The organism is Streptomyces sp. NPDC001157, assembly GCF_053598255.1.
Window position 1 is genome coordinate 73,764 of sequence record NZ_JBSFJW010000015.1, and the last position, 23,911, is coordinate 97,674.

Here is a 23,911-nt window from a genome sequence, read left to right on the forward strand (position 1 = left end):
TCACGCTCCCTTCTTCGTGCGGCGTTCGGTCGGCTGGGTCACCCGGTCGAGCATCAGGCCGAGGCAGACGATCGCGGCGCCCGCAACCAGGCCGGTCGCCAGGTCGCCCTGGGCCAGGCCGAAGACGGTGTCGTAGCCGAGCGCGCCACCGCCGACCAGGCCGCCGATGACGACGACGGCGAGGACGAGGACCACGCCCTGGTTGACGGCGAGCAGCAACGCCCGGCGGGCGAGCGGGAGTTGCACCTGGCGCAGCTGCTGGGCGGGGCTCGCACCCAGCGAGCGGGCCGCCTCCAGCGCGGCCGGGTCGACCTGGCGCAGGCCCTGTGTGGTGATGCGGACGACGGCGGGCAGCGCGTAGACGACGGCGGCCGCCGCGGCGGGCGCGCGGCCCACACCGAACAGCGCGACCACCGGGATCAGGTACACGAACTGCGGCATCGTCTGGAAGACGTCCAGGACGGGGCGGAGCAGGCGCTCGAACCGGTCGCTGCGGGCCGCCGCGATACCGATCGCGAAGCCCAGGACCAGGGTGACGGCGACGGCCGCCAGCACCTGGGAGAGCGTGTCGAGCGAGGGCTGCCACACACCGAGCACGCCGATCGCGGCCATGGCGAGGACCGCGGTGAGCGCGGTGCGCCAGGTGCCGATCAGCCACGCGAGAGCGGCGACGACGAGCAGGACCGACCACCAGGGCAGCCCCTGCAGTCCGCTGCGGACCGGGTTCAGCACCCAGGTGGTGAAGTGGCCCGCCCAGTCGGCGGTGCCGCCCACCACGGGCACGCCCGAGTACAGGTGCGCGGTCATCCAGTCGACGGCACGGTTGACCGGCTCGGCGATGTCGAACGTCCAGGCGTCGGGCCAGTCGAGGCGGCCCGCCAGCCGTCCGGCGAGCGCGACGGCCACGGCGGTGGCAGCGGCGTAGAGCCACGGGCGGAGGCTTCCGGGCTCCTCGCCGGCCCGCTCGCCCGCGGCGCCGGTCACCCGGTCCAGTACGACGGCGAGCAGCACGATCGGGATGCCGGCCGCGAGCGCCGCGCCCACGTCGACCGAGGCCAGCGCCTGGTAGACGCGGTCACCGAGGCCGCCCGCGCCGATGACGGAGGCGATGACGGCCATCGACAGCGCCATCATGATCGTCTGGTTGAGGCCGAGGAGGAGTTCCTTGCGGGCCAGCGGGATCCGGGCGGTCAGCAGGCGCTGGGGCGCGGTGGCACCGAGCGAGTCGACGGCCTCCAGGACCTCCTTGTCGGCGCCCTGCAGACCGAGGGCGGTGAGCCGGGCCATGGGCGGGGCGGCGTAGACGACGGTGGCGAGGACGGCGGCGGGCACACCCATGCCGAAGACCAGGACGACGGGCAGCAGATACGCGTAGGCGGGCAGCACCTGCATGGTGTCGAGGACCGGGCGCAGGCCGCGGTCGAGGCGGTCGGAGAGTCCGGCGGCGAGTCCGAGGACCACTCCGACGACGACCGACACGAGTACGGCGACCACCATCAGCGCGAGCGTCTGCATGGTCGGCACCCACATGCCGAGCAGGCCGCAGGCGAGGAAGGCGGCGCCCGTGCCGAGGGCGAGCCGGACGCCGGCGACGCGCCAGGCGACGAGGGCCCCGAGGGCCGTGACGCCGGCCCAGCCCGCGGCGAGGAGCACCAGATAGACGGCGCGTACGGAGATCACGACGGCGTTGCTGATGTAGCCGAAGAAGTAGAGGAACAGCGGGTTGCTGTCGCGGTTGTCGATGACCCAGTTGCTGGCGGTGGTCAGCGGTTTGGAGAGGTCGACTGTGAGGGTTGCGGGCCAACTGCCGCTTGCCCAGTGGGCGTTGGCCAGGGGGACGAGGATGGCGGCGGCGAGGGCGAGGAACAGGAGTTTCTGGACCGCGCGGTGCCTCAGCAGACCGCCGGGCAGTGCGCGCGGGGCGGATGCAGTGACCGTTGCCATTAGACGCCCTCCGTATCTGTGGCGGGGGGTGGGGTCGCTGGGCCGCGCTTGGCGGGTGCCGCTGCGCCCACCCGTGCCGCCCCAGCGGCACGACTGCCCGCAGCTAGGGCGGCATCGACGGCAGCGGCGCCGGTGCCGGTGCCGGCTGCGGCGGCATCATCGCCACCGGCGGCCGCGCCAGTTGTGGCGGCCGTGCCAGTTGTGGCGGCCGTGCCAGTTGTGGCGGCCGTGCCAGTTGTGGCGGCCGTGCCAGTTGTGGCGGCCGTGCCAGTTGTGGCGGCCGTGCCGGCCACAACTCCCAGTAGCGTGTCCGCGTCCACCGTTCCGACGCAGCGGCCCTCGTCCATCACGCGGGCCGGGGCGCCTGCGCGGGCGACGGCCTCGATGGCCTCCGAGACCGTCGCGTCCGGGGCGAGCGCCGGGCCGTTGCCCGGCTCCCCCGTGGGTGCGGCCCGCATCGCCGTACGCACCGTCATCACCTGCTCGCGCGGCACGTCCCGGACGAACTCTCGGACGTAGTCGTCGGCCGGGCTGCCCACGATCTCCTCCGGGGTGCCCAGCTGGACGACCCGGCCGTCGCGCATCAGGGCGATGCGGTCGCCGAGCTTGAGGGCCTCGTTCAGGTCGTGGGTGATGAAGACCATCGTGCGGCCCTCCTCTCGGTGCAGGCGGACCACCTCCTCCTGCATGTCCCGCCGGATCAGCGGGTCGAGGGCGCTGAACGGCTCGTCGAAGAGCAGGACCTCCGGGTCGACGGCGAGGGCGCGGGCGAGGCCCACGCGCTGGCGCTGACCGCCGGACAGCTGGCTCGGACGCCGCTGCTCCATGCCCTCCAGGCCGACCTTGGCAACGACCTCCTGGGCGCGGGAGCGCCGCTCGGACCTGCTCACGCCCTGGATCTCCAGGCCGTACGCCACGTTGTCGAGGACCGTGCGGTGCGGCAGCAGACCGAAGTGCTGGAAGACCATGGCGGCGCGGTGGCGGCGCAGTTCGCGCAGCCGGGACTTGTCCATGGCGCGGACATCCTCGCCGTCGATGGCGATCGTGCCGGCCGTCGGCTCGATCAGCCGGGTCAGACAGCGCACGAGCGTGGACTTGCCGGAGCCGGACAGGCCCATCACCACGAACACCTCGCCCTTGCGTACGTCGAAGGAGACGTCACGCACGGCGGCGGTGCAGCCCGTGCGGGCGCGGAGTTCGGCGGGCTCCAGCGAGGTCAGTCCGGGGTCGGCGGGGACGCGGTCGGCCTTCGGGCCGAACACCTTCCACAGCCCCTCGACGGAGAAGACCGGCTTGCTCATCACGTTCGTCGCGTTCATCACGCACCACTTCCGATCAGGTCTACGGCTTTCTCCCCGACCATCAGCACTCCGATCATCGGGTTCACAGCGGTCATGGTCGGGAACACTGAGGCATCCGCGATACGGATGCCGTCCAGACCGCGGATCCTCAACTGCGGGTCCACGACGGCCAGTTCGTCGTCGCTCGCCCCCATACGGCAGGTCCCGGCCGGGTGGTACACGGTGTGCGCGACCTTGCGCGCGTACTCGCTCAGTTCCTCGTCACCGGTGATGTGTGGGCCGGGGGCCACCTCGCGCTTGAGCCAGCTCGCCAGCGGCTCGGTCTGCGCGATCTCGCGGGCGATGCGGATGCCGTCGACCAGGGTGCGGCCGTCGTAGTCGTCCTCGTCCGTGAAGTAGCGGAAGTCGAGGGCGGGCTTGGCCGACGGGTCGGCGCTGGTGAGGTACAGCCGGCCGCGGCTCTTCGGCTTCGGGATGTTGGGCGTCATCGAGACGCCGTACTTCGGGCGTTCGTAGCCCAGCCGCTCCGGGTTGTCCGTGAACGGCACCTGGTAGAAGTGGAACATCAGGTCAGGGCCCTGGTGTTCGGGGTCGCGGCGCACGAACAGACCGGCGTCGCTGTCCATCGCGGAGTTCTCCGGGAGGGGCCCGTGGGTCTCCCAGACGATCACCGACTCGGGGTGGTCGAGCAGGTTCTCGCCGACGCCCGGCAGGTCGAGCGCCACGGGTATGCCGAGCGCCTCCAGGTCCTGGCGGGGGCCGATGCCCGAGTGCAGCAGCAGCCGCGGGGAGTCGACGGCACCGGCGCAGAGCAGCACCTCGTTGCGGGCCCGTACGAGGATCTCCTCGCCGTCCTTGGTGCGGACGTGCACGCCCTCCGCCCGGGTGCCGTTCAGCTCCAGCTTGTACGCCCAGGTCTCCAGGAGGATCGTCAGGTTCTCGCGCTCGTCCATCACCGGGTGCAGATACGCCACCGAAGCCGAGGACCGCTTGTTGTTCTCGGGGTGGTAGGCAAGGTCGAAGAAGCCCACACCCTCGGTGAACGGCGAGCGGTTGAAGCCCTCGATCCGGGGGACGCCGAGCGTGTGCTGCGCGGCGTCGACGAAGTCGTGGGCGATGTCGTTCCGGTCCTTCTCGTCGACCGGGACGATGTTGTTCTTCAGCCGGGCGTAGTACGCCTCCATCGGCACGGCGCCCCAGCCCTTGGCGCCGGCCTCCTCCCACTCGTCCCAGTCGGACGGCAGCGGCTTGAAGGCGATCAGCGTGTTGTGCGAGGAGCAGCCGCCGAGCACCCGGGCCCGGCTGTGCCGGATGTGCGAGTTGCCGCGTGGCTGCTCGGTGGTGGGGTAGTCGTAGTCCAGCTCGCCGCCGAGGAGGCCCATCCAGCGGCGCAACGTCAGCACGTCCTCACGCCCGACGTCGCTGGGCCCGCCCTCGATGACGGCCACGGTGACGTCCGGGTTCTCGCTGAGGCGGGAGGCGATGACGGACCCGGCCGTCCCGCCGCCGATGACGACGTAGTCGTAGATCTGGGTGTTCTCGGACATGGGGGGTCTAACTCCAAGGGGGATCGAACGCGCCCCGATAGGGGCGCGGGGAACTGCGCGACCAGCCACAACGAGCCTGCAGACGACCGACGGCCTACAAACGGCACCCGGCAGCGCGCAGCGCAGTCTCAGCCGCGGAACCAGCGCACAGCCGTGGGCGCCAGGTTCTGGTACACGTGCTTGGTCTCGCGGTACTCCGCCAGCCCCGCAGGGCCGAGCTCACGCCCCACCCCGCTCTTGCCGAACCCACCCCACTCCGCCTGCGGAAGATAGGGATGGAAGTCGTTGATCCACACGGTGCCGTGCCGCAGACGGCCGGCCACCCGCCGGGCCCGCCCCGCATCGGCGGTCCACACGGCCCCCGCAAGGCCGTACTCCGTGTCATTGGCGAGGGCAACGGCCTCGTCCTCGGTACGGAACGTCTCCACCGTGAGGACAGGCCCGAAGACCTCCTCGCGCACGACACGCATCTCGCGGTGGCACTGGTCGAGAACGGTCGGCTCGTAGAAGTAACCGCCCTCGGGGCGTTCCGGCGACGGCTCGGGACGCCTGCCGCCGGACCGCAGCACCGCACCCTCCGCGAGCGCGGAGGCGACGTACCCCTCGACCTTGGCACGCTGTTGCTCGGAGACCAGCGGACCGCACTCGACGCCGTCCTCGGTGCCGCGGCCCAGGCGGATCCGGGCGGCGCGGCGGGCGAGCTCGGCGACGAAGCGCTCGCGTACGGACTCCTCGACGATGAGGCGGGAGCCGGCCGAGCAGACCTGGCCGCTGTGGATGAAGGCCGCGTTCAGGGCCTGGTCGACGGCGGTGTCGAACCCTTCGTCCGTCGCGCAGGCGTCGGCGAAGACGACGTTGGGGTTCTTGCCGCCGAGTTCCAGGGCGACCTTCTTGACGCTCGGAGCGGCGGCCTGCGCCACCTTGGTGCCGCTGACCAGGCCACCGGTGAAGGAGACCAGGTCGACGTCGGGGTGCTCGGCGAGCCGGGCGCCGACCGTGTGGCCGGGGCCGGTGACGATGCCCGCGACGCCGGTGGGGAGCCCGGCCTCGGAGAGCAGGTCGATGAGCGCGATGGTGGTGAGCGGGGTGATCTCGCTCGGCTTGATCACAAAGGTGTTGCCCGCCGCGAGAGCCGGGGCGATCTTCCAGCTGGCCTGGAGAAGGGGGTAGTTCCAGGGCGTGATCAGCGCGCAGACGCCGACCGGTTCGTGTACGACGACGCTGTGGATGTCGGGCGAGCCCGCGTCGACGACCCGGCCCGGGGCCTCGCTGGCCACCAGGTCGGCGAAGTAGCGGAAGGCGTCGGCGACGCAGTCGATGTCGACCCGGCCCTCTTCGGCGGTCTTGCCGGCGTCCCGGCTCTCCAGCAGCCCGAGCCGCTCGCGGTCGCGCACGAGCAGGTCGGCGACGCGGCGCAGCAGCGCGGCGCGCTCGGCCACGGGGGTGCGGGGCCAGTCGCCGTGGTCGAAGGCGCGCCGGGCGGCCGCGACCGCCAGGTCCGTGTCCTTCTCGTCACCCTCCGCAACCAGAGCGAAGCCCTGGCCGTCCGCGGGGTCGATGATCTCGCGCGTGGCACCGGAGAAGGCTTCTCGCCACTCCCCTGCCACGTGGATGGTCGCCTGCGCGTCCAGCCCCTGGGTTTCCGCTCTCTCCGCCATGATCCGTACTGCCTTCCGTTCCTGTTCGGTGCCCCTGAGTGACACATGTGTCCCTCACGAGGACCGTGAGCGCCTGCCCCCCGCCCCCGGTTGCATGCGCAATCCATGGCGGAAAGTGCGCTGCGTCACTGAAAATGGGGGTGAATGGGGCGAAAAAGGAACGGAGTAGCACGCAGAGCGGTCAGTCGGTACCCGGATCCGCGTCGCAGGTCGTGTAGGGCGGGCAGAACCAGTCCAACGCCGTGGCGAGCTCGGCGAGTTGATCATCGTGGCTGTCGGAGTCGGGGCCGTAGGAGGCGATGGCGTAGATGTTGCCGTCCGCCGCGACGAAACGCTCGTCGTAGACGTGCCAGGTGCCGATGTCGGGCTCGCCCTTGATCGTGTCGGCCTGGTACTCCAGCCGTGAGCCGGTGAACTCGCCGTCGTCGAGCTTCTGCAGATCGAGCTTCTTGAAACCGGCGGGCTTCTTGGTCTGATCGGAGAGGTACAGCTCGAAGGAGGCTTCGGGCGACGCCTCCGCGACCTGGTACACCTGCAGCCGGTGTTCCCGGTCGGAGCTGCGGTAGTTCACCACTGCCATCCCGTACTGCGATTCGACGCTGCTGCGCGACCACCCCTCGGGTATCGCGATCCGGAACCCCTCCGTGTCGTCACGCAGCTCGTATCCCGGGGGCGGCGCGGAGGCCGACGGGGACGGCGATCCCGTGTCGTCGGCGAACGGCGACTGCGAGACCTCCGGCGACGCGGAGGCCGTCGAGGACGGGGCGGCGCTCGCCGCCACGGGTTTCTTCCCCGCCCCGTCGTCCTTCCCGACCACCAGGGTCAGTACGAGACTCACGGCGACCCCGACGACGGCGGCACCGACGACCACGGACCAGACGAGCCGCCGGTTGAGGCCTGCGGCGGGGGCGGGTGCGGGGAGCGGCTCGGGGGGCGGCCAGGAGGCACCGCTGGACCACTCCGGCACGGTGCCCTCGACTCCCGGACCGTGCCAGGCGCTGTCCGCACCGGCACCGGGCCAGCCCTGCGCCCTCACGGTGGGGGTCTGCGTCCCCACGGTGGGAGTCGAGGCCGGGGGCGCCGGGTAGGCCGGGCCGGTGGGTGGAGCCCCCTCGTCCGTCGGCGTCGGCTTCGGCAGCGTCGGTTCGGTCGCCGGGCTGCCGCCCGTGCCGTCCTCCCAGCGCTGGGTGTCCTCGTTCCAGTACCGCTGTCCCCCGCTCATCGTGTCCCTCTCACCGCCCCAGAAGGCCGGCCAGGGCGCCGGCGGAGGAGAGGAAGGTGACCAGCGCCTGGGAGTCGGTGAGCAGTTCACGCAGACGCTGGCGGCGCGTGGGTCCCGCCTGGCCGGTGCTGGTGATCTCGGTCTCCGTGTCGGCGAGCGCCTCGCCCAGCGCGACCGTCTGCTCGGTGCTGTTCACCAACGCGAGGTCCTCCCGCAACTTCCGTATCGCTGCGAGGAGTTGCCGGGTCGCCTCGTCCGGTTGCGCTCCCGTGCCCTGGTGTACATGGCTCTCGGCGCTCGCGCCGCGGCCGACGGCGACCACGTTGTTGCCGGAGATGTCACCGATGGTGATGCCCTGGTCTTCACTGGCCATTGCTGTCGGCTCCCTTCTGCGGCGCGGCGCCGCCCGAGGCGTTGGAGGAGGAGGCGGAGTTCTGCATGCCGACCGCGATCGTGTTGTTGCCGGAGATGTTGCCGATGTTGACGTCGCCGTTGCTGATGTTCACGACCTTCTGCATGAACTCACCGGTCTCGTAACCGGCTTCGGCGAGCGCCGCGCGCACCCCGTTGGCGACCCGGTCCTGCACGCTCTTCAGATAGCGCGCCACGTCCATCTCCTGGAAGAGCGAACCGGCCTGCACCGAACCCAGTTCGCGCACCGACAGTGCCGGGCCGTCGGGCAGTGCGCCCGCATATCCGCCGGTCAGCAGCCGCCACACGTAGACCAGGCCGCGACCGAGCTGGGCGAGCGAGCGCCCCGCCGACGCGGGCACCAGGACGACGGCGCCGGCCGCCTTGCCGAGCACGTTGTTGTTGCGGAACCGGTGGGCCGTACGGTCGGCGTCCTTGAAGTCCGCCCGCACCGGCGTCAGCACATGCGGCGCCACCTCCAGCATCAGCATCCGGCCCTGGGTGTGGATGCGCACGAAGACCGTGACGACCAGCTCCTCCTCCCAGCCGCCGACGCGGATGCGCAGGAAGTGCCGCCGCTTCTCGGCGCCCTCCTCGACCGCCCGCGCCCGGTGCTCCTCGAAGGCCTGCGGGGTGTACGGCGCCTGGTCCCGGGTGAGCAGCCCCTCGACCGGCAGGAACACGCACTCGTCGATCTCCAGCCAGCGCAGCCGGTCGCGGACGCCGGGGCCCGCGTACTCGGCCGGGACGCGGAGCTGTTCGAGCAGCGGGCGGATCCGCTCCAGGATCGCGCGGTTGCTGAGCGGCTGCTGCTTCTTCAGCTCGTCCCGCCGCAGTTCGACGGCGAGCACCCAGGTGTTGTACGCCGCTCCGGCCCCGCAGAACGGACGCGCCTCGTGGTACATGACCAGCGGCGCGTGCTGCTCGACCCGGATGCGCTGCTTCAGCCGCTGGAAGCGCGGGTTCTCGGCCTGCTCGGCGGGGTCGCCGGCGGCGTCCGGGAAGCGCTGCGGGGAGAGCTCGGCGGCCAGCGCGCGGCTGAACTGGTGGCGCTGGGAGTGCACGCACCAGGCGATGAGCGCGAACACGGCGAGCGTGAGCCAGGCCTGCCACGGCTTGATCGCGTCGGAGATGCTGCCCGGCGAGAACGCATCGCTGACGCTCGGCGAGTCCGAGTAGCCGTAGCCGTAGTCGGATCCGTACGAGCCGTACGAGCCGTGGGAGGAGCTGTCGTCCGAGCCGCCGCCGAACGCGGCGAGGACGATCAGGACCAGTATCGTCGCGAAGAACGCACGGCCCCACCAGCGGACGAGGAACGCGGCGACCCGGCGGTACCACGGCGGCTGTTCGCCGCGCCCCCTGACCCACGGCGCGAGGGCGAGCAGCACGCTCGGCCAGAGGAAGAGGAGCAGCGGCCCTCCGCTGACGGCCCCGCCGACCACCCACAGCCCGATGATCGCCCCGGCCCACAGCAGCTCCTGGCGGCGGGCGCGCAGGGCGTGTGCGAGAACGCGGGCGGCGTCGAAGCCGAGCGAGGGCGCCACGATCCGCTGCTCGTTGAGGTGGAGTTCCTCGATCACGCGGTCGCGGTAACCGGAGTCCAGATAGGTGCCCGCGCACAGCAGCCGGGTCGCCTCGCTGGCGTGCGGCGGAGTGGGCGGTGGTGTGGGTGGCGCCCCTGCGGGCGTCGTCGGCTGCGGTTGCTGAGGCACATATGCGGTGCTCACGCGAACTCCCCCGATGCGTGGAAAGACCGTTGTCAGACGTTCAGTTGACAAACCATCAGCATAGAGGGGCTGCTGGGACCGGCGAAAGCGGAATGCCAAGGGACGGACAGGAAGGGCAGGGATGGACGCCCCCATATTCTTTGACTAGAGTCAAAGAATGCAGCGAGGACATACGGAACCCGTGTCGTCGGAGCAGGTGGCGGCGCTCCGCCGGTTCAACCGCTACTTCACACGCCGTATCGGGGCCCTGGACGACCACTACCTCGGCCAGGACCGCCCGCTCGGCGAGGCCCGTCTGCTGTTCGAGATCGCGGGGCAACCGGGCGGGGTCTCGCTCCGGGAACTCAGGAGCCGCCTCGGTCTCGACGCCGGCTACCTCAGCCGCATGGCCAAGGCTCTGGAGGCACAGGGCCTGGTCCGGCTCAGTGTCCACCCGGACGACAACCGGCTGCGCATGGCCCGGCCGACGCCCGCCGGGCGCGTCGAGATCAAGGAGCAGAACCGCCGGGCCAACGCGCTCGCGGCAGGCCTGCTGGACACCCTCGACCCCGGTCAGCGTGCGCAGCTGATCGAGGCGATGGCCACCTCGCAGCGCCTGCTGCGCCTGGCCGCCATCACCGTCGAACTCGTCGACGGCGCCGCCCCGGACGCCCGCGCCTGCCTGGACGCGTACGCCGCCGACATCGACGCACGCTTCCCCGAGGGCTTCGACAAGTCCGACCTGGTGGGGCCTCAGGAGGTGTCCGGTGAGGCGGGCGCGTTCTTCGTCGCCTACGAGGAGGGCCGCCCGGTGGGCTGCGGGGCGCTGCGCCGCCTGGAACCCGGCGTCGGCGAGATCCGGCATGTGTGGGTGCACCCGGAGGCCCGCCGCCTCGGCCTCGCCCGCCGGATCCTCGGCGCACTGGAGGAGGCGGCCGCCGCGCGCGGCTGCACCGTCGTACGCCTCGACACCCACGCGAGCCTCACCGAGGCGCAGGCGATGTACCGGGCGTCCGGATACACGGAGATCCCCGCGTACGTCGACCACGTCTACGGGGACCACTGGTTCGAGAAACGGCTATCCGCCCCGGCGGGCTGACCACTGGGCCAGCAGCTCCCGCACCGTCCGCCGCAGCCAGGCGTGCGCGGGGTCGGCATCGTGCCGCGGGTGCCACGCCAGCCCGAGATGCAACGGCGGGAGCTGGAGCGGCACGTCGAAGGTGACCAGGTCCAGGGCTGCCGCGGACGGCAGGGCCCACGAGTTGATCAGCCCGACGAGATCGGTGTCCCGGACGATGAACAGCGAGGCCGGGAAGGTGGCGACCGCCCCCACCACCCGCCGTCTCAGGCCGAGTTCGGCGAGGGCCGTGTCCACGGGCCCGTGCAGTCTGCCTCGCCGCGACACGGTCAGGTGATCGGCCTCCGAGGCGAACCGCTCCGCCGTCAACTCGCCCTCCAGCAGCGGGTGTCCGGCCCGTACGACGCCCACCATCCGGTCCTGGTGCAGGGTCTCCACATGCACCTCGGGTGCCGTCGTGTCCACGACCCCGATCTCGAGATCGGCGGTCCCCTCGCGCAGGACCGGTGCGTCCACATGGCTCTCCGCCAGGAACCGGACACGGATGCCGGGCGCCTCCTCGGCGGCGCGGGCGAACAGGTCCGCACCCAAGGCGGCGGCAACGGCGTCGTGGCCGATGATCGTGAGCGTGCGCTGCACGGTCCTGAGGTCCGCGTCGCGGCCGGGCGCGAACAAGGCCCGGGCCCGCTCCACCACCGCACTCACCTCGGCCCGTACGGCCAGCGCATGCGGTGTCGGCACCATCCGACGCCCGGCCCGCACGAGCACCGGGTCGCCGAGCGCCTTGCGGATCCGACCGAGGGTGCGGGACATCGCCGGTTCGGAGAGGTGCAGCCGGCGGGCGGCCCCGCCCACGCTCTGCTCCTCCAGCAGCACATCCAGGGCGACCAGCAGGTTCAGATCCAGACTGCTTGATTGCGTCACACGCATCGATCCCTTGCAAAGCTTGCACTGGAGTGCAGGACACGACCGAGCCTACGGTGACAGGGCCATCCCTCACCACCCGTCGAGCTCCCTGGGAGGAGCCATGCCCCCGCACGCCCTGAAACGGTCCACCCTGCTGGCGCTGTGCGCCTGCGTCCTGGTCGCCCAGAGCATGGTCGCCGCCATCAACCTCCTGATCCCGCAGCTCGGTTCGTCGTCCCTGCGTCCCTCGCACGCCGACATCCTGTGGACGGTCGACGCCTACGTCATCGTCTTCGCGTCCCTCCTGATCCCGGCCGGAGCGCTCGGCGACCGGTACGGCCGCAAGGGCGCCCTGCTCGCAGGCCTCGGTCTGTTCGCGGCGGGCGCGGCCACCAGCGCGCTCGCACCGAGCCCCGCCCTCCTCATCGCCGGGCGCGGCATCTCGGGCGCGGGGGCCTCGCTGATCACCCCGGCCACGATGTCGATCCTGATGCGCCTCGCCGGCCCGGAACGCCGTGCACAGGCGATGGCCTCCTGGACGCTGGCCATCGGCCTCGGCGGCATGTTCGGCAATCTCGGCGGCGGCCTGGTCGGCCAATTCCTCACGTGGCGGGCCCTGTTCGGCGCGATGGTCCCTCTGGCCGCGCTGCTCGCCGTCACCGTCGCGCTCACCACCCCGCGCACGGAACGAGCCGCCGGCAACCATCTCGACCCCCTGGGCACCCTGCTGCTCACCGCAGCCCTGGTCGCGCTCCTCTTCGGCATCATCGAGGGACCGGTGTACGGCTGGAGTTCCGCGCGCATCCTTGCCGTCTTCGCGGCAGGCGCCCTCCTCACGGCCGCCTTCACGCTCCACGCCCTGCGCTCGCGCACCCCCCTCTTCGACCCCCGGGTACTCCGCTCCCCCCGCCTGCGCGCCACGACCCTCGGCATGACCACCGGCTTCTTCGGCCTCTTCGCCCTCTTCTACGTCAACTCCCAGTACCTGCAAGGCGTGAAGGGCTACGGCCCCGCCGTCACCGGGGTCGCGATCGTGCCGCTGATCGTCGGCATGGCATCCGTCCCGAAGCTGGCGGCGCGCTGGGCGTCCCGCCCGCGCCCGGTCGTCGGCGCCGGTCTCGCACTGATCGGCCTCGGCCTGCTCGGCGCATCCACCGCGAACGCGACCACGCCCTACGCCCTGTACGCCTGCTGGCTTCTCGTCATCTCGGCCGGCGCGGGCCTGTCCATGCCGGCCCTCACCCTCGGCGTCGTCACGTCCCTCCCCGCCCACCAGGCGGGCCTCGGTTCGGGCCTCGGCACCTCGGCCCGCGAGATCGGCGCGGCCCTCGGCGTCGCCGTCACCGGCACGGTCCTGGCCTCCCACCCCGACTTCACCGACGGCATGGGCCCAGCCCTGCGAACAGTAGGCGTACTGGTCCTCGCAGCAACCGCAACCGTCGTGGCCGGCTACCGCGGACCCGCCGCCCCCTCCCCCACAGCGGCCTCGTCCACCGGCGCCAAGGAGCCCGTCGCATGACCGTCGAGGTCTGTCGGGGCGCGACTCGGCGCGACCCTCGCAGCGCTCAGCACTGCGCCCCGGCCGGGCAGAAGGAGCCGACCGCCATCCTCAGCGGCGCCCGGACCCGCTCGGGGGCGAGGTCCACGGGTCCACTGGAGCGGATCGCGTAGAGCGTGCCGTCGGCCGCCCGGAAGCGGTGGTCGATGACCTGGCGGGCGCCCTTGTGCTCGTCGTCGTAGCGGTACGACAGCTCCGCCCAGGTGTCGCCGTGGTCGCGCTCGACGACCCGGTAGCCGGGCTGCTTGGCGAAGCCGTAGCCGGGGTCGGTCTCGGCGAGGGTGAGCGACTCGTACGGGGTGGACTCGGTGACCTCGAAGATCTGCAGCTGACGGCCGTCGGCGGGGGCGTCGTAGTAGACGATCCGCGCGAGCTTCCCCTGCTCCTCACGCCGGGTCCAGCCCTTCGGTACGTCGACCGAGTAGCCGACGGGGTCCTGGGCGCGGCGGTAGCCGACCGAGGGGGACGGGGACGCCAGGAGCGAAGCGGACGCGACGGGAGTGGGAGTGGGTGGCGGGGTCGTCGTGACCGTGACACTCACGCTCGTCGCGGGCGTGGCCCCGGTGCCGCGCGCATGGTCGCGGGTGAGGTACCAGGCGCCTGCTCCGGCGCCCGCGCCGAGGACGAGCGTGGCCGTGAGAACGGCCAGGACGCGGCGGGCTCCGGGGCGTGGACTCGCGGGAGGCGGTGGCGGCGGCCAGGTCGGCGGCAGGACGCCACCCGTGTGGGTCGGCGCCAAGGCCCAGGGCGGCGGCGCCTGGCCCGTCTGCGTCTCGGCCGACGACCAGGGCGGTGGAGTCGCCGGCTGCCGGGCGGCCCAGGCCGCCTGGCCTCTCTCCTCGCTCGGTTCGCGCTCCGGTCCGGAACCGGAGCGGCCGTCGTCGTAACCGTCCCAACCGCTCATGACACGCCCCCCGAATCACCCCATTGGGTACCGCTTCTGACGGTAGCGGCGAAAACGGCCACGGGCCCCGTTCCGGAAGGAACCGGAACGGGGCCCGTGCAGGGTCGTGACAGAACCGTAAAGCCGTACGGCTCGGTTCAGATGAGGCCGAGACCGCGGACCGCCTCGCGCTCCTCCTCGAGCTCCTTCACGGAGGCGTCGATGCGGGCGCGGGAGAACTCGTTGATGTCCAGGCCCTGGACGATCTCGTACTGGCCGTCCTTGGTGGTGACCGGGAAGGAGGAGATCAGGCCCTCCGGGACGCCGTAGGAGCCGTCCGACGGGATGCCCATGGAGGTCCAGTCGCCGTCCGCGGTGCCGTTGACCCACGTGTACACGTGGTCGATGGCGGCGTTGGCGGCCGAGGCGGCCGAGGACGCGCCGCGGGCCTCGATGATCGCCGCGCCGCGCTTGGCGACGGTCGGGATGAAGTCCTCGGCGAGCCACTTCTCGTCGTTCACGGTCTCGGCGGCGTTCTTGCCGGCGACCGTGGCGTGGAAGATGTCCGGGTACTGGGTGGCGGAGTGGTTGCCCCAGATCGTCAGACGCTTGATGTCGGCGACCGTCGAGCCCGTCTTCTTCGCGAGCTGCGTCAGCGCGCGGTTGTGGTCGAGGCGGGTCATCGCGGTGAAACGCTCGGCCGGTACGTCCGGGGCGGCGGCCTGCGCGATGAGCGCGTTGGTGTTGGCCGGGTTGCCGACGACGAGGACCTTGATGTCGTCCGCGGCGTTGTCGTTGATGGCCTTGCCCTGCGGCTTGAAGATGCCGCCGTTGGCGGAGAGCAGGTCGCCGCGCTCCATGCCCTTGGTGCGGGGGCGCGCGCCGACGAGGAGGGCGACGTTGGTGCCGTCGAAGGCGACGTTCGGGTCGTCCGTGATGTCGATGCCCTGAAGGAGCGGGAACGCGCAGTCGTCGAGCTCCATGGCCGTGCCCTCGGCGGCCTTCAGCGCGGGCGTGATCTCCAGCAGGCGCAGCTTGACCGGCACGTCCGCGCCGAGCAGCTGGCCGGAGGCGATGCGGAAGAGCAGGGCGTAACCGATCTGGCCGGCCGCGCCGGTGACGGTGACGTTCACGGGAGTGCGGGTCATGGCGTTCTCCGTATGACAGCTGGCGGTGGGGCGTCTTTGCCCTGGGGTGCTGGGCGTACAAATGATCGATCTCTTGGCGTCAAGAGATCCACCGCTCAGGCTATCGCGCATCCGGGATCCCGGACGTCCGGGTCCGTGTGGCCCACCCCACAGAATGATCCGGCGCGGAAAGAAATTGAAGTGACATGAATAGTCGCCCGCATCCCGGGCACGCGAACCGTACCCCCACGGGAGTCCGGCACGGTCGGTTCCCCCCATGGCGGCCGCCCACGTCCCCCCTCTCCCGGACGACGGGCGGCCGCCCCCTTCTTTCTTCCAACACCGCTTACGGCGTGCAGCCCTTGCGCCCCGTCGCCAGCGTCGCGCAGGCCTTCGCCTCACCCGCGTCCTTCACCGCGACCATCGGGGTGTAGGCGATGGTGTCACCGGTCTGGCTGATGCTGTCGCTCTGCTCCTTGGCCTTGCCCGCGGTCACCTGAACCGAGTCGCCCTGCGCGGCCGCGGTGATACGGCCCCATGCGGCGCCGCACGTCTTGCTGTACCGCACCTCGACCGTGGTCGTACCGACGACGGCGGTCTTGGCGGTGGTGACCGAGGCGGCGTCCTTGGTGCAGCCCATGGCCTCCGCGTCCTTGCCGGTGCAGGAGGCACCGCTGCACTTCACTCCGGCCGGCAGATCGGTCCGGGCACTGACGGACGGGGACGGCGAGGCGCCGCCCTCGTTCTTCTTGCCCGAGCCGTTGTCGGTCAGGTAGAACACGGCCGCTATCACGACCAGAACGCCGACGAGACCGGCAAGGAACATCGTCAGCTTCCGCCTGCCACCGCCGGAGGAGGAAGAGGAGGAGCCCCCACCGGGCCGCGGGCCCTGCTGCGGCGGCTCGCCGAACGGACTCGGCGGCTGTGGCGTCCAGCCGTGATCGCCCGCCGCCGGCTGCGGCGCCGGAGCCGCGGCCCCGGGAGCACGCGCACCGGACGGAGACGGACCCTTGTATCCGGCCAGCCCCCAGGAGTTGGGGCCGGAGGAGCTCTCCGGCGCATCCGCGGAGGGCGATGCGCCGCTCTCCCGCACCGCGCCCGCCGAGTCCCGCACATCAGGGCTCACCGGCTGCGGCGGCACCGTCGGTGCCACACCTGCCGGTCCCGCGATGCCCGGCGTCGCCGTCGCGCTGCCGGACCTGAAGGCCGTCGTGCTGCTCTTGCTGGTCACCTTGCCGCTTGCCTTGGCATTGGCGGGAGGCGCCCCGAACTCACCGAGCGCGGCGCGCGCCTGGGAGATACGGATGGCCTCCATGGTCATGTCGTGGCGCATCTCCGAACGGCTCCAGGCACGCTCGGCGAGCTCCCACATGGTCGTCAGATGGATCGGGTTGGTACCCGTGACCTCGGCCAGCGCCACGATCGCGCCCTTGGGCGCGAGCAGCCGGCCGTTCAGATACCGCTCCCAGGACGTCTTGCTGTAGCCCGTGCGGTCGGCCACCGACGCGATGCTCAGGCCACTGCGGTCCACGAGCCGGCGCAACTGGCTCGCGAACTCCCTGACCTGCGGATCGAGTTCGTCCGGCAAGGCCCTCCAACGAGGCATTGCTTCCCCCCTCTTCCCCCCGGTTGGTGCTGGTGTTCCTCGCGTTCCCCCGCGCGTGGTGCCCGTTCTGGCTACCCACAGGGATGCGCCCAGTAAGGATCTCAGTTCCCGGGATGGGGGCGCACGGGAGCGTTGGAGCCGCTCGGCATGCACCGTTGCACGCCGATCCGGCCGCGGTCCAGTGTCCCACCGAGGGCCCCCTCCGCCGCCCGGCCGGACCCGCCCACACTAGGGCCCCCATCGAACAACCCCGTGTCAAATCCGCAAACTTGCCAATACATCGACACCGTAGACACACATGGACAACCTCGCCCGTCACGGACGTATTCATCCCGCTCAAGGGCAACTCACCCGAGCACAAGAACGCTCACGACCGCGATCACCAGCATGAGGAGCAACAGCAGTACGGCGTACAGCAGCAGCCGCCCGCCGGGCCGCCGACGGGGCTCCTCGGGCGCGTCCCACCACGGCAGGGTGGGATCGTCCTCGTACTCCTCACCGCCCGGCCCTTCCGGCCCCCCGGAGCCGTCGGCAGGTTGCGCGGGGAGGGCGGCCTGGCGCGGCCAGGCCTGGACCGCCAGTTCCCAGCGCACCCCGAAACGCTCGGCCTCCGTGTCGGCGAGGCCCGCGATCCGGCACAGGGCGGCGACCGCCTGCCGGGGCGGGGGCTGGGTGGCGTTGAGATAGCGGTGCCAGGAGGACTTGCTGTAGGCGGTGCGGGCGCCGAGCGAGACGAGGCTGAGCCCCGTCCGGTCCTTGAGGAGCCGCAACTGCTCCACGAAGTGCCGCACCTCCGGCGGCAGATCGTCAGGCAGCGGCTGCCAGCCGCCCATCACGCACCTCCACCAGATCTCTCACATTCCCCGTCCTGACCAGGTGACGACACAGGCCCGCCGTTGGTTCCCCGCGCCCCAAAGGGGCGCGGGGAACGGCGCGACCAGCCACGACGAACCCACAGGCGATCGACGGCCGATCTCGGCACAGGGAACGCTTACGGCGCGATCTAACTGCTCACCGTGAAATGCAGCGTGTCCTTCAGGAACGGAATCTGCAGCAACGGATGCGGCTGCACCATCAGCGCCAGCAGCACGATCGCCAGGCCCAGCACGCCGTACGTGACGATGTCCGTGAAGCGGGAGCGTACGGCGAGCATGCCGACGTCGGGCAGGATCCAGCGCAGCGCGGCGCCGGCCACCAGGGCGATGCCGATCAGCAGGGTGCCGACCCGGAAGACGTCCAGCGCGGTCAGCAGCAGGCCGAGCCCGACCAGGCCGAGGACGGCGAGGATCGGCCACTGCCGGGCGGGCGCGGGGGCGTCGCCGGGGGCTGCCCGGCCGCCGCCCTCGGGGCGTGCGGTGTCCTTCGTGAACAGCGGGAAGCGGCGCGTCGTGCGGCGCGGCCTGCCCTCGGCGTCGGGCGCGCTGATCGCGTCCCGCACGGTCTCCTCGGCCTGCCGCTCGGGGTCCTCGACCGTGCGCTCGGGCTGCTTCGCCGCCCCCTCGGGGCGCTTCGCCTCAGCCGGCACTGCGCTCCGCCGCCTCGACCACGTTGACGAGCAGCTGGGCACGGGTCATCGGGCCGACACCGCCGGGGTTCGGCGAGATCCAGCCGGCCACCTCGGCGACGCCCGGGTGGACGTCACCCACGATCTTGCCCTCGGCGCTGCGCGAGACGCCGACATCGAGGACGGCGGCGCCCGGCTTCACGTCCTCGGGCCGGATCAGATGGGCCGAACCGGCGGCGGCGACGATGATGTCCGCCCGCCTGAGGTGCGACGCCAGGTCGCGGGTGCCGGTGTGGCACTGGGTGACGGTCGCGTTCTCGCTGCGGCGGGTGAGCAGCAGCGGCATCGGGCGGCCGATGGTGACTCCGCGGCCGACGACCACGACCTCGGCGCCCTTGATCTCGACGCCGTACTGACGAAGGAGGGTGAGGACACCGTTCGGGGTGCAGGGCAGCGGCGCCGGCTCGTTGAGCACGAGCCGCCCGAGGTTCATCGGGTGGAGGCCGTCGGCGTCCTTGTCCGGGTCCATCAGCTCCAGGATCCGGTTCTCGTCGATGCCCTTCGGCAGCGGCAGCTGGACGATGTAGCCGGTGCACGCCGGGTCCTCGTTCAGCTCCCGTACGACCGCCTCGATCTCCTCCTGCGTCGCCGTCTCCGGCAGTTCGCGCTGGATGGAGGCGATGCCGACCTGCGCGCAGTCGCGGTGCTTTCCGGCGACGTACTTCTGGCTGCCGGGGTCGCTCCCGACGAGGATCGTGCCGAGGCCGGGCGTGACGCCCTTCTCCTTCAGCGCCGCCACGCGGGCGGTCAGATCGGACTTGATCGCGGCTGCGGTGGCCTTGCCATCGAGAATCTGGGCGGTCATGCCCCCATCCTCGCGGATGACCGCCCCCCGGTTCCAATCCGGGTGCCGTACCGGCGGGACGGTCTTGATCAGCAAGATTGCACTTGCACAACACATGCGAAATGCCACTGGACAAGGCGAGCGGCCGTAAAGAACGATGAACGGCGCAGTATCGCGGTTCGTGTTCGGGGGGCAAACCGCTCACATCGTGTGATTCCTCCGCGCAATCCGCAATGTCCCCATATGCGCAACGGAGGAATCCCGCCATGAGTTACGGCGACCCGAACAACCCCTACGGCCAGCCCCAGCAGCCCCCGCAGCAGCCCGGTTACGGCTACCCCCAGCAGCCCGGTCAGCAGCAGCCCTACGGCTACCCGCAGCAGGCCCCGCAGGGCGTGCCGCCGCAGCAGGGCTACGGCTACCCGCAGGCGCCGCAGGCCCCGGCCGGCTACGGCTACCCGCAGCAGGCGGGTTACGGCATGCAGCCGCCGTACGCGAACTGGGGCCAGCGCTTCCTGGGCACGCTGGTCGACGGGCTCGTGTTCCTGGTCCCCTACATCGTCGTCATCGTCGGCGGAGCAAGCAGGACCTGGGCCGTGGCGATCATCGGCTACCTCGCCATCATCGGCCTGGCGATCTGGCAGCTGATCAGGGAGGGCCGCACCGGTCAGACGGTCGGCAAGCAGGCGGTCGGCATCCGCCTGGTGCGGGAGGCCGACGGACAGCCCCTGGGCGTCGGCATGGCCTTCGTGCGCCGGCTCGCGCACTTCCTGGACAGCCTCGCCTGCTACCTCGGCTGGCTGTGGCCGGCCTGGGACGCCAAGCGCCAGACGTTCGCCGACAAGGTCTGCTCCTCGATCGTGATCCGCACGAACTGAGCGCTGCTCCACCCCATTTCACGGAGGAACACCCCCCATGAGTTTCGGCGGCCCCAACAACCCGTACGGCCCGCAACAGGGCCAGCAGCCGGGCTACGGCTACCCCACGGCTCCCCCGGTGAGCTCCTACGGCGGCGCTCCCGTGATGACGACGATGCCGGGCACCGTGGCCGCGGGCCGTGTGCTGCTGTGGGTGATCGTTCCCCTGCAGCTCATCGGCGTGGCCCTGTTCGCCTTTGTCGCCGGGGTCGTTCGGAGGACGACGAGCGCCGGCGTCGAGGACGACGCCTCGTTCGAGAAGATCAAGGAGTACTCGAGCGGCGTGCTCTGGGCGTTGGTGGTGTTCGCGCTGGCCTGGGCGGTGTTCGCGGCCGTGCTGGCGTTGAAGTTCAGCGACGGCGGCAACCGTGTCCGGATCACGACCATCGTCTTCGGCGTCATCACCGCGATGCTGGGCCTCTACCCGTTCGTCGTCGTGGGCCTCCTCCACACGGTTCTGGGCATTCTGATAGCCGTGTTCGCCGGCAACGCGAACGGCACCGCCTGGTTCAACCGCGTACGCCAGTGAACCGCCCGCTGCCACTGAACAGTTCGCGCCAATAAATCGCCAAGGGCCGTGTCTCCCCGTCCGAGGGGGACACGGCCCTGGTGCGTCGCCCTACTCTGACGTGGGGTAGCCGGCAGGCACAGGAGACGCACCTTGTACAGCATCATCGTGGTACCTCCGCCGACCACGGAGGACCAGTCCACTCGCACCCAGCTCAAGCTCGCGCCCGGCGAGCGGCTGACGTTCGGGCGCAGCGCCGACTGCGACGTGGAGATCCCCCACAAGGGCGTCTCCCGCAGGGCCGGTGAGATCACCGCTCAGGGCGCCTTCTGGATACTGAGCAACCTCAGCCGGGAGCAGACGTACGTCGTGGAGAACCCGGAGGGCGCCGGCGAGCACATGAAGGTCGGCCCGGGCCGCCTCGACGCCCCCGTCCCCTTCGAGTTCTCGCGGATCGTGCTCCCGGCCGCCGGGGACCTCCTGGCCGTCGAGGTGTGGGCGCCACGCCACGACTACCTCCGCTCCGAGGGCGGCCTCGACGGCGCCACCACCGCCCCCGCCTTCTCCGTCGACCGCACCAAGCGCTACTTCGCGGTCCTCGCGGCGCTGTGCGAACCACGCCTGCGCGGCGAACCGCACGCGCCCCTGCCCACTGTCGACCAGGTCGTCGACCGCCTGCGCCCCAACTGGCCGGCTGCGTCCCGCACTTCGGTGCAGTGGAACATCGACTACCTGGCGGTGAAGCTGCGCCTGAAGCCGGGCCCGGAGGAGGCGGACAGCGGCCCGCGCCTCAACGGCAAGAAGGAATCGCTGGTGTCGCTCGCCCTCCGCTTCGACCTCGTCCGCGAGGACGACCTGGTGGTCCTGGCCGCCTCCCCGTCCGGCCGGGCGGTCCGGTGACCGAGCCGTACGCCGTGCCGGTGCCCAAGGGGTACCGGGTGGGCATCTGGGAGGTGCGGGACCCGATCGCGACGGGCGCCTTCGGGAGCGTGTACGAGGGCCGGCGCACCGGCGACCCGACCGGCGCAGGCATCGGTGCGGAGCTGCCCCGCACGGCGGCCCTGAAGTTCCTGCCGACCGGCACCGGAACCCCCCGTCAACTCACCCACCTGCGCGAACTCATCGACCGCGAGGTCGAACTGCACCGCCGCCTGAAGCAGCCGCGTCTGATCCGGATGTACGACACCCTCACGGTCGACGACCCCGGTCATCCGTCCTTGGACGGCGCCACCGTCCTCGTACTGGAGAAGGCGGAACGCTCCCTGTCGGCCCTGCTGTCCGACACCCCCCGCCCGCCGGCGGGACCGGCACTCCTCGCCCAGATCTGCGAGGGGCTGGCCCAACTGCACCGCGCGGGCTGGGTGCACGGTGATCTGAAACCGGCCAACGTCCTGCTGATGAAGGACGGTTCGGCCCGCCTCGCCGACTTCAACATGGCGGCGGAACTGGAGGGCACGCACGCGTACACCCCCGCCTTCTCCACGCCCGACTACACCCCGCCCGAACTGCTGTGGTCGGAGATCGGCACGCGCGGCCGCCAGATCCGCCCCTCCGCCGACGTCTGGGCCTTCGGCGTCCTGGCGCATCTGGTGCTGACCGGCTCCTTCCCCCTCCCCGGCGGCACCCCGACCGCCCGCCGCGACGCGGCCGCCGCCTACGCCCGCGGCACCGACGAGCTGCGCCTCTCGCCGGAACTCCCCGACGCCTGGCGGCAGATCGTCCGGGACTGCCTCTCCCGCACCCACGCCGGCCGCGTCGGCACGGACGCACTGCTGCGCCGGGTCGCGGAGGCGGCAGGCACGGCCCGCCCGTCCCGTCTGTTTCCGCACCTCCCGCGCCGCAGACGCCGCTCCACGGTGATCGCGAGCGCGACGGCCGCCACCGTCGCCGTCGCGGCGCTCGGCTACGGCATCAGCACCTGGGCGGACTCCGGCGGCACCCCGCCGACCGTCAGGAGCACGTCTCCCTCTGCGAGCATCACCCCCGCCACCTACGGCTCCGCCGAACTCCGTACGGACCAGGGCATCCCGGCCGGCTACCGACCGATGATCGTCGACGCGGCTCACGGCTGCGACCAGGCGAACGTGACGCCCGCGCTCATCGCGGCCATGCTCAAGGCGGAGAGCAACTTCGACCCGAAGCTCTCCGACCCCGGCAAGGACGAGTACGGCATCGCCCGCTGGACCCCGAGGCTGCTGCGCTGGTGGATCCGGGCGGACGGCCGACCGGTGAAATCCATCCCCAAGCCACCCCTCTCCGTCCCCGACTCGATCGCGGGCCTCGGCCACTACCTCTGCTACATCGAGCCGAACCTGACACCCAACCTGCCCGGCGACAAACGGGTACTGATCGCCGCCGCGTACCGGACCTCGTACAAGCGGGTCAACGCCGCACGCGGCATTCCCTCCGAATACCGCGACTACTGCAAGCGGCTCGCGCAGTACCTCAAGGAGTACACGCCTCCCGGTAGTTGGTGACCCTGAGACTTCCGAGGTACCGGTCGGCGGGTGCCGGCGGCACGGTGGTACCACTCCGCCACGGCGGAACGACCACCAGAGTTCATGGGGGAAGCAACATGAACATCGCCAAGCCCGCCGCACTGCTCCTCGCGGCCACCGCCCTGCTCGCCGGCTCCACGGTCGCGGCCACCGCGGCCGACACCCCGGACGGCACCCGGGTGACCTCGACGCCGGACGGCATCCGCGTCAACAGCCTCCAGCAGACCGCCGACCAGGTCCTCGTCGGCCACCCGAAGGCCCTCAAGTCCACGGCCAACGAGGTCAAGTACGACGGCCTGACCCTCAGCCGCGCTCCGAAGGGCAAGCTCGGTGCCCAGGACCTGGCCTGCGGCTACGGCCACCTGTGCATGGTCGTCAGGGGCACCAAGTTCGACTTCTACAAGTGCCAGACCTGGACCGTCAGCAACTGGACCGGCGACGGCCCGTTCACCAACAACCAGACGCCCGGCACGGTCGCCAGGTTCTACAACCAGGACGGCAGCGTCCGCTGGACGTCCACGGCGTACGAGGCGGGCACGGCCAGTTGGGACCCGATCTGGTCCCTGCGTCCCTGCTGACAGGCCGCCGAACAGCCGCGGTCTCCGGCTCCCTCGGGGGAGGGCCGGAGGCCGCGGCCTTCTTACGCCGCCGAGGCCGACGGCCGTGATGCCGGCCGGGTGCGGAGCCCCCGCC

21 protein-coding genes are annotated in these 23,911 nt (G+C 71.4%); 7 read left to right on the forward strand and 14 right to left on the reverse strand.

Annotated features, from left to right (window positions below; translation table 11 throughout):
• The 7 genes from ACWDAG_RS25345 to ACWDAG_RS25375 form a co-directional block, all read right to left on the reverse strand.
• Positions 1-1,944: an ABC transporter permease gene (locus ACWDAG_RS25345; RefSeq protein ID WP_450697849.1), complete on the reverse strand. Its 1,944-nt coding sequence runs from the start codon at positions 1,942-1,944 to the stop codon at positions 1-3.
• The gene (locus ACWDAG_RS25350) at positions 1,944-3,263 is read right to left on the reverse strand and encodes a quaternary amine ABC transporter ATP-binding protein (protein WP_450697850.1); all 1,320 of its coding nucleotides are present in this window, start codon (positions 3,261-3,263) and stop codon (positions 1,944-1,946) included. Before ACWDAG_RS25350 ends, ACWDAG_RS25345 begins: the two co-directional genes overlap by 1 nt.
• Entirely contained in the window at positions 3,263-4,792 is a 1,530-nt protein-coding gene (locus tag ACWDAG_RS25355; protein WP_450697851.1) for a GMC family oxidoreductase, read from the reverse strand. The genes ACWDAG_RS25350 and ACWDAG_RS25355 overlap by 1 nt, the downstream gene beginning before the upstream one ends.
• Before the next feature lie 128 nt (positions 4,793-4,920).
• Complete coding sequence (locus ACWDAG_RS25360; protein WP_450697852.1) at positions 4,921-6,450, reverse strand: aldehyde dehydrogenase family protein; 1,530 nt, start codon at positions 6,448-6,450, stop codon at positions 4,921-4,923.
• Positions 6,451-6,631: 181 nt separating this feature from the next.
• A complete protein-coding gene (locus ACWDAG_RS25365) occupies positions 6,632-7,672 on the reverse strand; it encodes a hypothetical protein (RefSeq protein ID WP_450697853.1) in 1,041 nt (346 codons plus the stop codon).
• Positions 7,673-7,682: 10 nt separating this feature from the next.
• The gene (locus ACWDAG_RS25370; RefSeq protein WP_450697854.1) at positions 7,683-8,045 is read right to left on the reverse strand and encodes a hypothetical protein; all 363 of its coding nucleotides are present in this window, start codon (positions 8,043-8,045) and stop codon (positions 7,683-7,685) included.
• Positions 8,035-9,810, reverse strand: a complete 1,776-nt coding sequence (locus tag ACWDAG_RS25375) for a hypothetical protein (protein WP_450697855.1) — start codon at positions 9,808-9,810, stop codon at positions 8,035-8,037. The genes ACWDAG_RS25370 and ACWDAG_RS25375 overlap by 11 nt, the downstream gene beginning before the upstream one ends.
• Before the next feature lie 157 nt (positions 9,811-9,967).
• Between ACWDAG_RS25375 and ACWDAG_RS25380 the strand changes: the two genes are divergently transcribed.
• Entirely contained in the window at positions 9,968-10,888 is a 921-nt protein-coding gene (locus tag ACWDAG_RS25380; protein WP_450697856.1) for a GNAT family N-acetyltransferase, read from the forward strand.
• Here ACWDAG_RS25380 and ACWDAG_RS25385 read toward each other — a convergent pair.
• Positions 10,868-11,797, reverse strand: coding sequence for a LysR family transcriptional regulator (locus ACWDAG_RS25385; RefSeq protein ID WP_450697857.1), 930 nt, complete (start codon positions 11,795-11,797; stop codon positions 10,868-10,870). The genes ACWDAG_RS25380 and ACWDAG_RS25385 overlap by 21 nt on opposite strands.
• 97 nt (positions 11,798-11,894) lie before the next feature.
• Here ACWDAG_RS25385 and ACWDAG_RS25390 point away from each other — a divergent pair, with 97 nt between their 5' ends.
• On the forward strand, positions 11,895-13,292 hold the full coding sequence (locus ACWDAG_RS25390) for an MFS transporter (RefSeq protein WP_450697858.1): 1,398 nt from the start codon (positions 11,895-11,897) through the stop codon (positions 13,290-13,292).
• Positions 13,293-13,338: 46 nt separating this feature from the next.
• Here ACWDAG_RS25390 and ACWDAG_RS25395 read toward each other — a convergent pair whose 3' ends face one another.
• The 6 genes from ACWDAG_RS25395 to ACWDAG_RS25420 all read right to left on the reverse strand — a co-directional run bounded on the left by ACWDAG_RS25395 (position 13,339) and on the right by ACWDAG_RS25420 (position 19,316).
• Positions 13,339-14,235 (reverse strand): hypothetical protein, encoded by an 897-nt coding sequence (locus ACWDAG_RS25395; protein WP_450697859.1) that lies wholly within the window; start codon positions 14,233-14,235, stop codon positions 13,339-13,341.
• A 137-nt stretch (positions 14,236-14,372) separates the two neighbouring features.
• The gene (locus ACWDAG_RS25400; protein WP_450697860.1) at positions 14,373-15,362 is read right to left on the reverse strand and encodes a malate dehydrogenase; all 990 of its coding nucleotides are present in this window, start codon (positions 15,360-15,362) and stop codon (positions 14,373-14,375) included.
• A gap of 325 nt (positions 15,363-15,687) precedes the next feature.
• Complete coding sequence (locus ACWDAG_RS25405) at positions 15,688-16,929, reverse strand: DUF2690 domain-containing protein (RefSeq protein WP_450697861.1); 1,242 nt, start codon at positions 16,927-16,929, stop codon at positions 15,688-15,690.
• A 365-nt stretch (positions 16,930-17,294) separates the two neighbouring features.
• Positions 17,295-17,780 (reverse strand): helix-turn-helix domain-containing protein, encoded by a 486-nt coding sequence (locus ACWDAG_RS25410; protein WP_450697862.1) that lies wholly within the window; start codon positions 17,778-17,780, stop codon positions 17,295-17,297.
• Between the two features lie 170 nt (positions 17,781-17,950).
• The gene (locus ACWDAG_RS25415; RefSeq protein ID WP_450697863.1) at positions 17,951-18,472 is read right to left on the reverse strand and encodes a DUF3017 domain-containing protein; all 522 of its coding nucleotides are present in this window, start codon (positions 18,470-18,472) and stop codon (positions 17,951-17,953) included.
• Positions 18,462-19,316, reverse strand: coding sequence for a bifunctional methylenetetrahydrofolate dehydrogenase/methenyltetrahydrofolate cyclohydrolase (locus tag ACWDAG_RS25420; protein ID WP_450697864.1), 855 nt, complete (start codon positions 19,314-19,316; stop codon positions 18,462-18,464). The genes ACWDAG_RS25415 and ACWDAG_RS25420 overlap by 11 nt, the downstream gene beginning before the upstream one ends.
• A 245-nt stretch (positions 19,317-19,561) precedes the next feature.
• Between ACWDAG_RS25420 and ACWDAG_RS25425 the strand changes: the two genes are divergently transcribed.
• The 5 genes from ACWDAG_RS25425 (at position 19,562) to ACWDAG_RS25445 (ending at position 23,796) form a co-directional block, all read left to right on the forward strand.
• Positions 19,562-20,173: an RDD family protein gene (locus ACWDAG_RS25425; RefSeq protein WP_450697865.1), complete on the forward strand. Its 612-nt coding sequence runs from the start codon at positions 19,562-19,564 to the stop codon at positions 20,171-20,173.
• A 37-nt stretch (positions 20,174-20,210) separates the two neighbouring features.
• Positions 20,211-20,741, forward strand: a complete 531-nt coding sequence (locus tag ACWDAG_RS25430; RefSeq protein WP_450697866.1) for a hypothetical protein — start codon at positions 20,211-20,213, stop codon at positions 20,739-20,741.
• 132 nt (positions 20,742-20,873) lie between these two features.
• The gene (locus ACWDAG_RS25435; RefSeq protein ID WP_450697867.1) at positions 20,874-21,620 is read left to right on the forward strand and encodes an FHA domain-containing protein; all 747 of its coding nucleotides are present in this window, start codon (positions 20,874-20,876) and stop codon (positions 21,618-21,620) included.
• Positions 21,617-23,197, forward strand: a complete 1,581-nt coding sequence (locus ACWDAG_RS25440) for a protein kinase domain-containing protein (protein WP_450697868.1) — start codon at positions 21,617-21,619, stop codon at positions 23,195-23,197. Before ACWDAG_RS25435 ends, ACWDAG_RS25440 begins: the two co-directional genes overlap by 4 nt.
• 98 nt (positions 23,198-23,295) lie before the next feature.
• Complete coding sequence (locus tag ACWDAG_RS25445) at positions 23,296-23,796, forward strand: hypothetical protein (protein ID WP_450697869.1); 501 nt, start codon at positions 23,296-23,298, stop codon at positions 23,794-23,796.
• The last annotated feature ends 115 nt before the right edge of the window (positions 23,797-23,911 follow it).

Excerpts from the sequence above, each read along its gene's own strand:
- ACWDAG_RS25345 (WP_450697849.1), bottom strand. The coding sequence starts at position 1,944 with ATGGCAACGGTCACTGCATCCGCCCCGCGCGCACTGCCCGGCGGTCTG.
- ACWDAG_RS25350 (WP_450697850.1), bottom strand. The coding sequence starts at position 3,263 with ATGAACGCGACGAACGTGATGAGCAAGCCGGTCTTCTCCGTCGAGGGG.
- ACWDAG_RS25355 (WP_450697851.1), bottom strand. The coding sequence starts at position 4,792 with ATGTCCGAGAACACCCAGATCTACGACTACGTCGTCATCGGCGGCGGG.
- ACWDAG_RS25360 (WP_450697852.1), bottom strand. The coding sequence starts at position 6,450 with ATGGCGGAGAGAGCGGAAACCCAGGGGCTGGACGCGCAGGCGACCATC.
- ACWDAG_RS25365 (WP_450697853.1), bottom strand. The coding sequence starts at position 7,672 with ATGAGCGGGGGACAGCGGTACTGGAACGAGGACACCCAGCGCTGGGAG.
- ACWDAG_RS25370 (WP_450697854.1), bottom strand. The coding sequence starts at position 8,045 with ATGGCCAGTGAAGACCAGGGCATCACCATCGGTGACATCTCCGGCAAC.
- ACWDAG_RS25380 (WP_450697856.1), top strand. The coding sequence starts at position 9,968 with ATGCAGCGAGGACATACGGAACCCGTGTCGTCGGAGCAGGTGGCGGCG.
- ACWDAG_RS25385 (WP_450697857.1), bottom strand. The coding sequence starts at position 11,797 with ATGCGTGTGACGCAATCAAGCAGTCTGGATCTGAACCTGCTGGTCGCC.
- ACWDAG_RS25390 (WP_450697858.1), top strand. The coding sequence starts at position 11,895 with ATGCCCCCGCACGCCCTGAAACGGTCCACCCTGCTGGCGCTGTGCGCC.
- ACWDAG_RS25395 (WP_450697859.1), bottom strand. The coding sequence starts at position 14,235 with ATGAGCGGTTGGGACGGTTACGACGACGGCCGCTCCGGTTCCGGACCG.
- ACWDAG_RS25400 (WP_450697860.1), bottom strand. The coding sequence starts at position 15,362 with ATGACCCGCACTCCCGTGAACGTCACCGTCACCGGCGCGGCCGGCCAG.
- ACWDAG_RS25410 (WP_450697862.1), bottom strand. The coding sequence starts at position 17,780 with ATGGGCGGCTGGCAGCCGCTGCCTGACGATCTGCCGCCGGAGGTGCGG.
- ACWDAG_RS25420 (WP_450697864.1), bottom strand. The coding sequence starts at position 19,316 with ATGACCGCCCAGATTCTCGATGGCAAGGCCACCGCAGCCGCGATCAAG.
- ACWDAG_RS25425 (WP_450697865.1), top strand. The coding sequence starts at position 19,562 with ATGAGTTACGGCGACCCGAACAACCCCTACGGCCAGCCCCAGCAGCCC.
- ACWDAG_RS25430 (WP_450697866.1), top strand. The coding sequence starts at position 20,211 with ATGAGTTTCGGCGGCCCCAACAACCCGTACGGCCCGCAACAGGGCCAG.
- ACWDAG_RS25445 (WP_450697869.1), top strand. The coding sequence starts at position 23,296 with ATGAACATCGCCAAGCCCGCCGCACTGCTCCTCGCGGCCACCGCCCTG.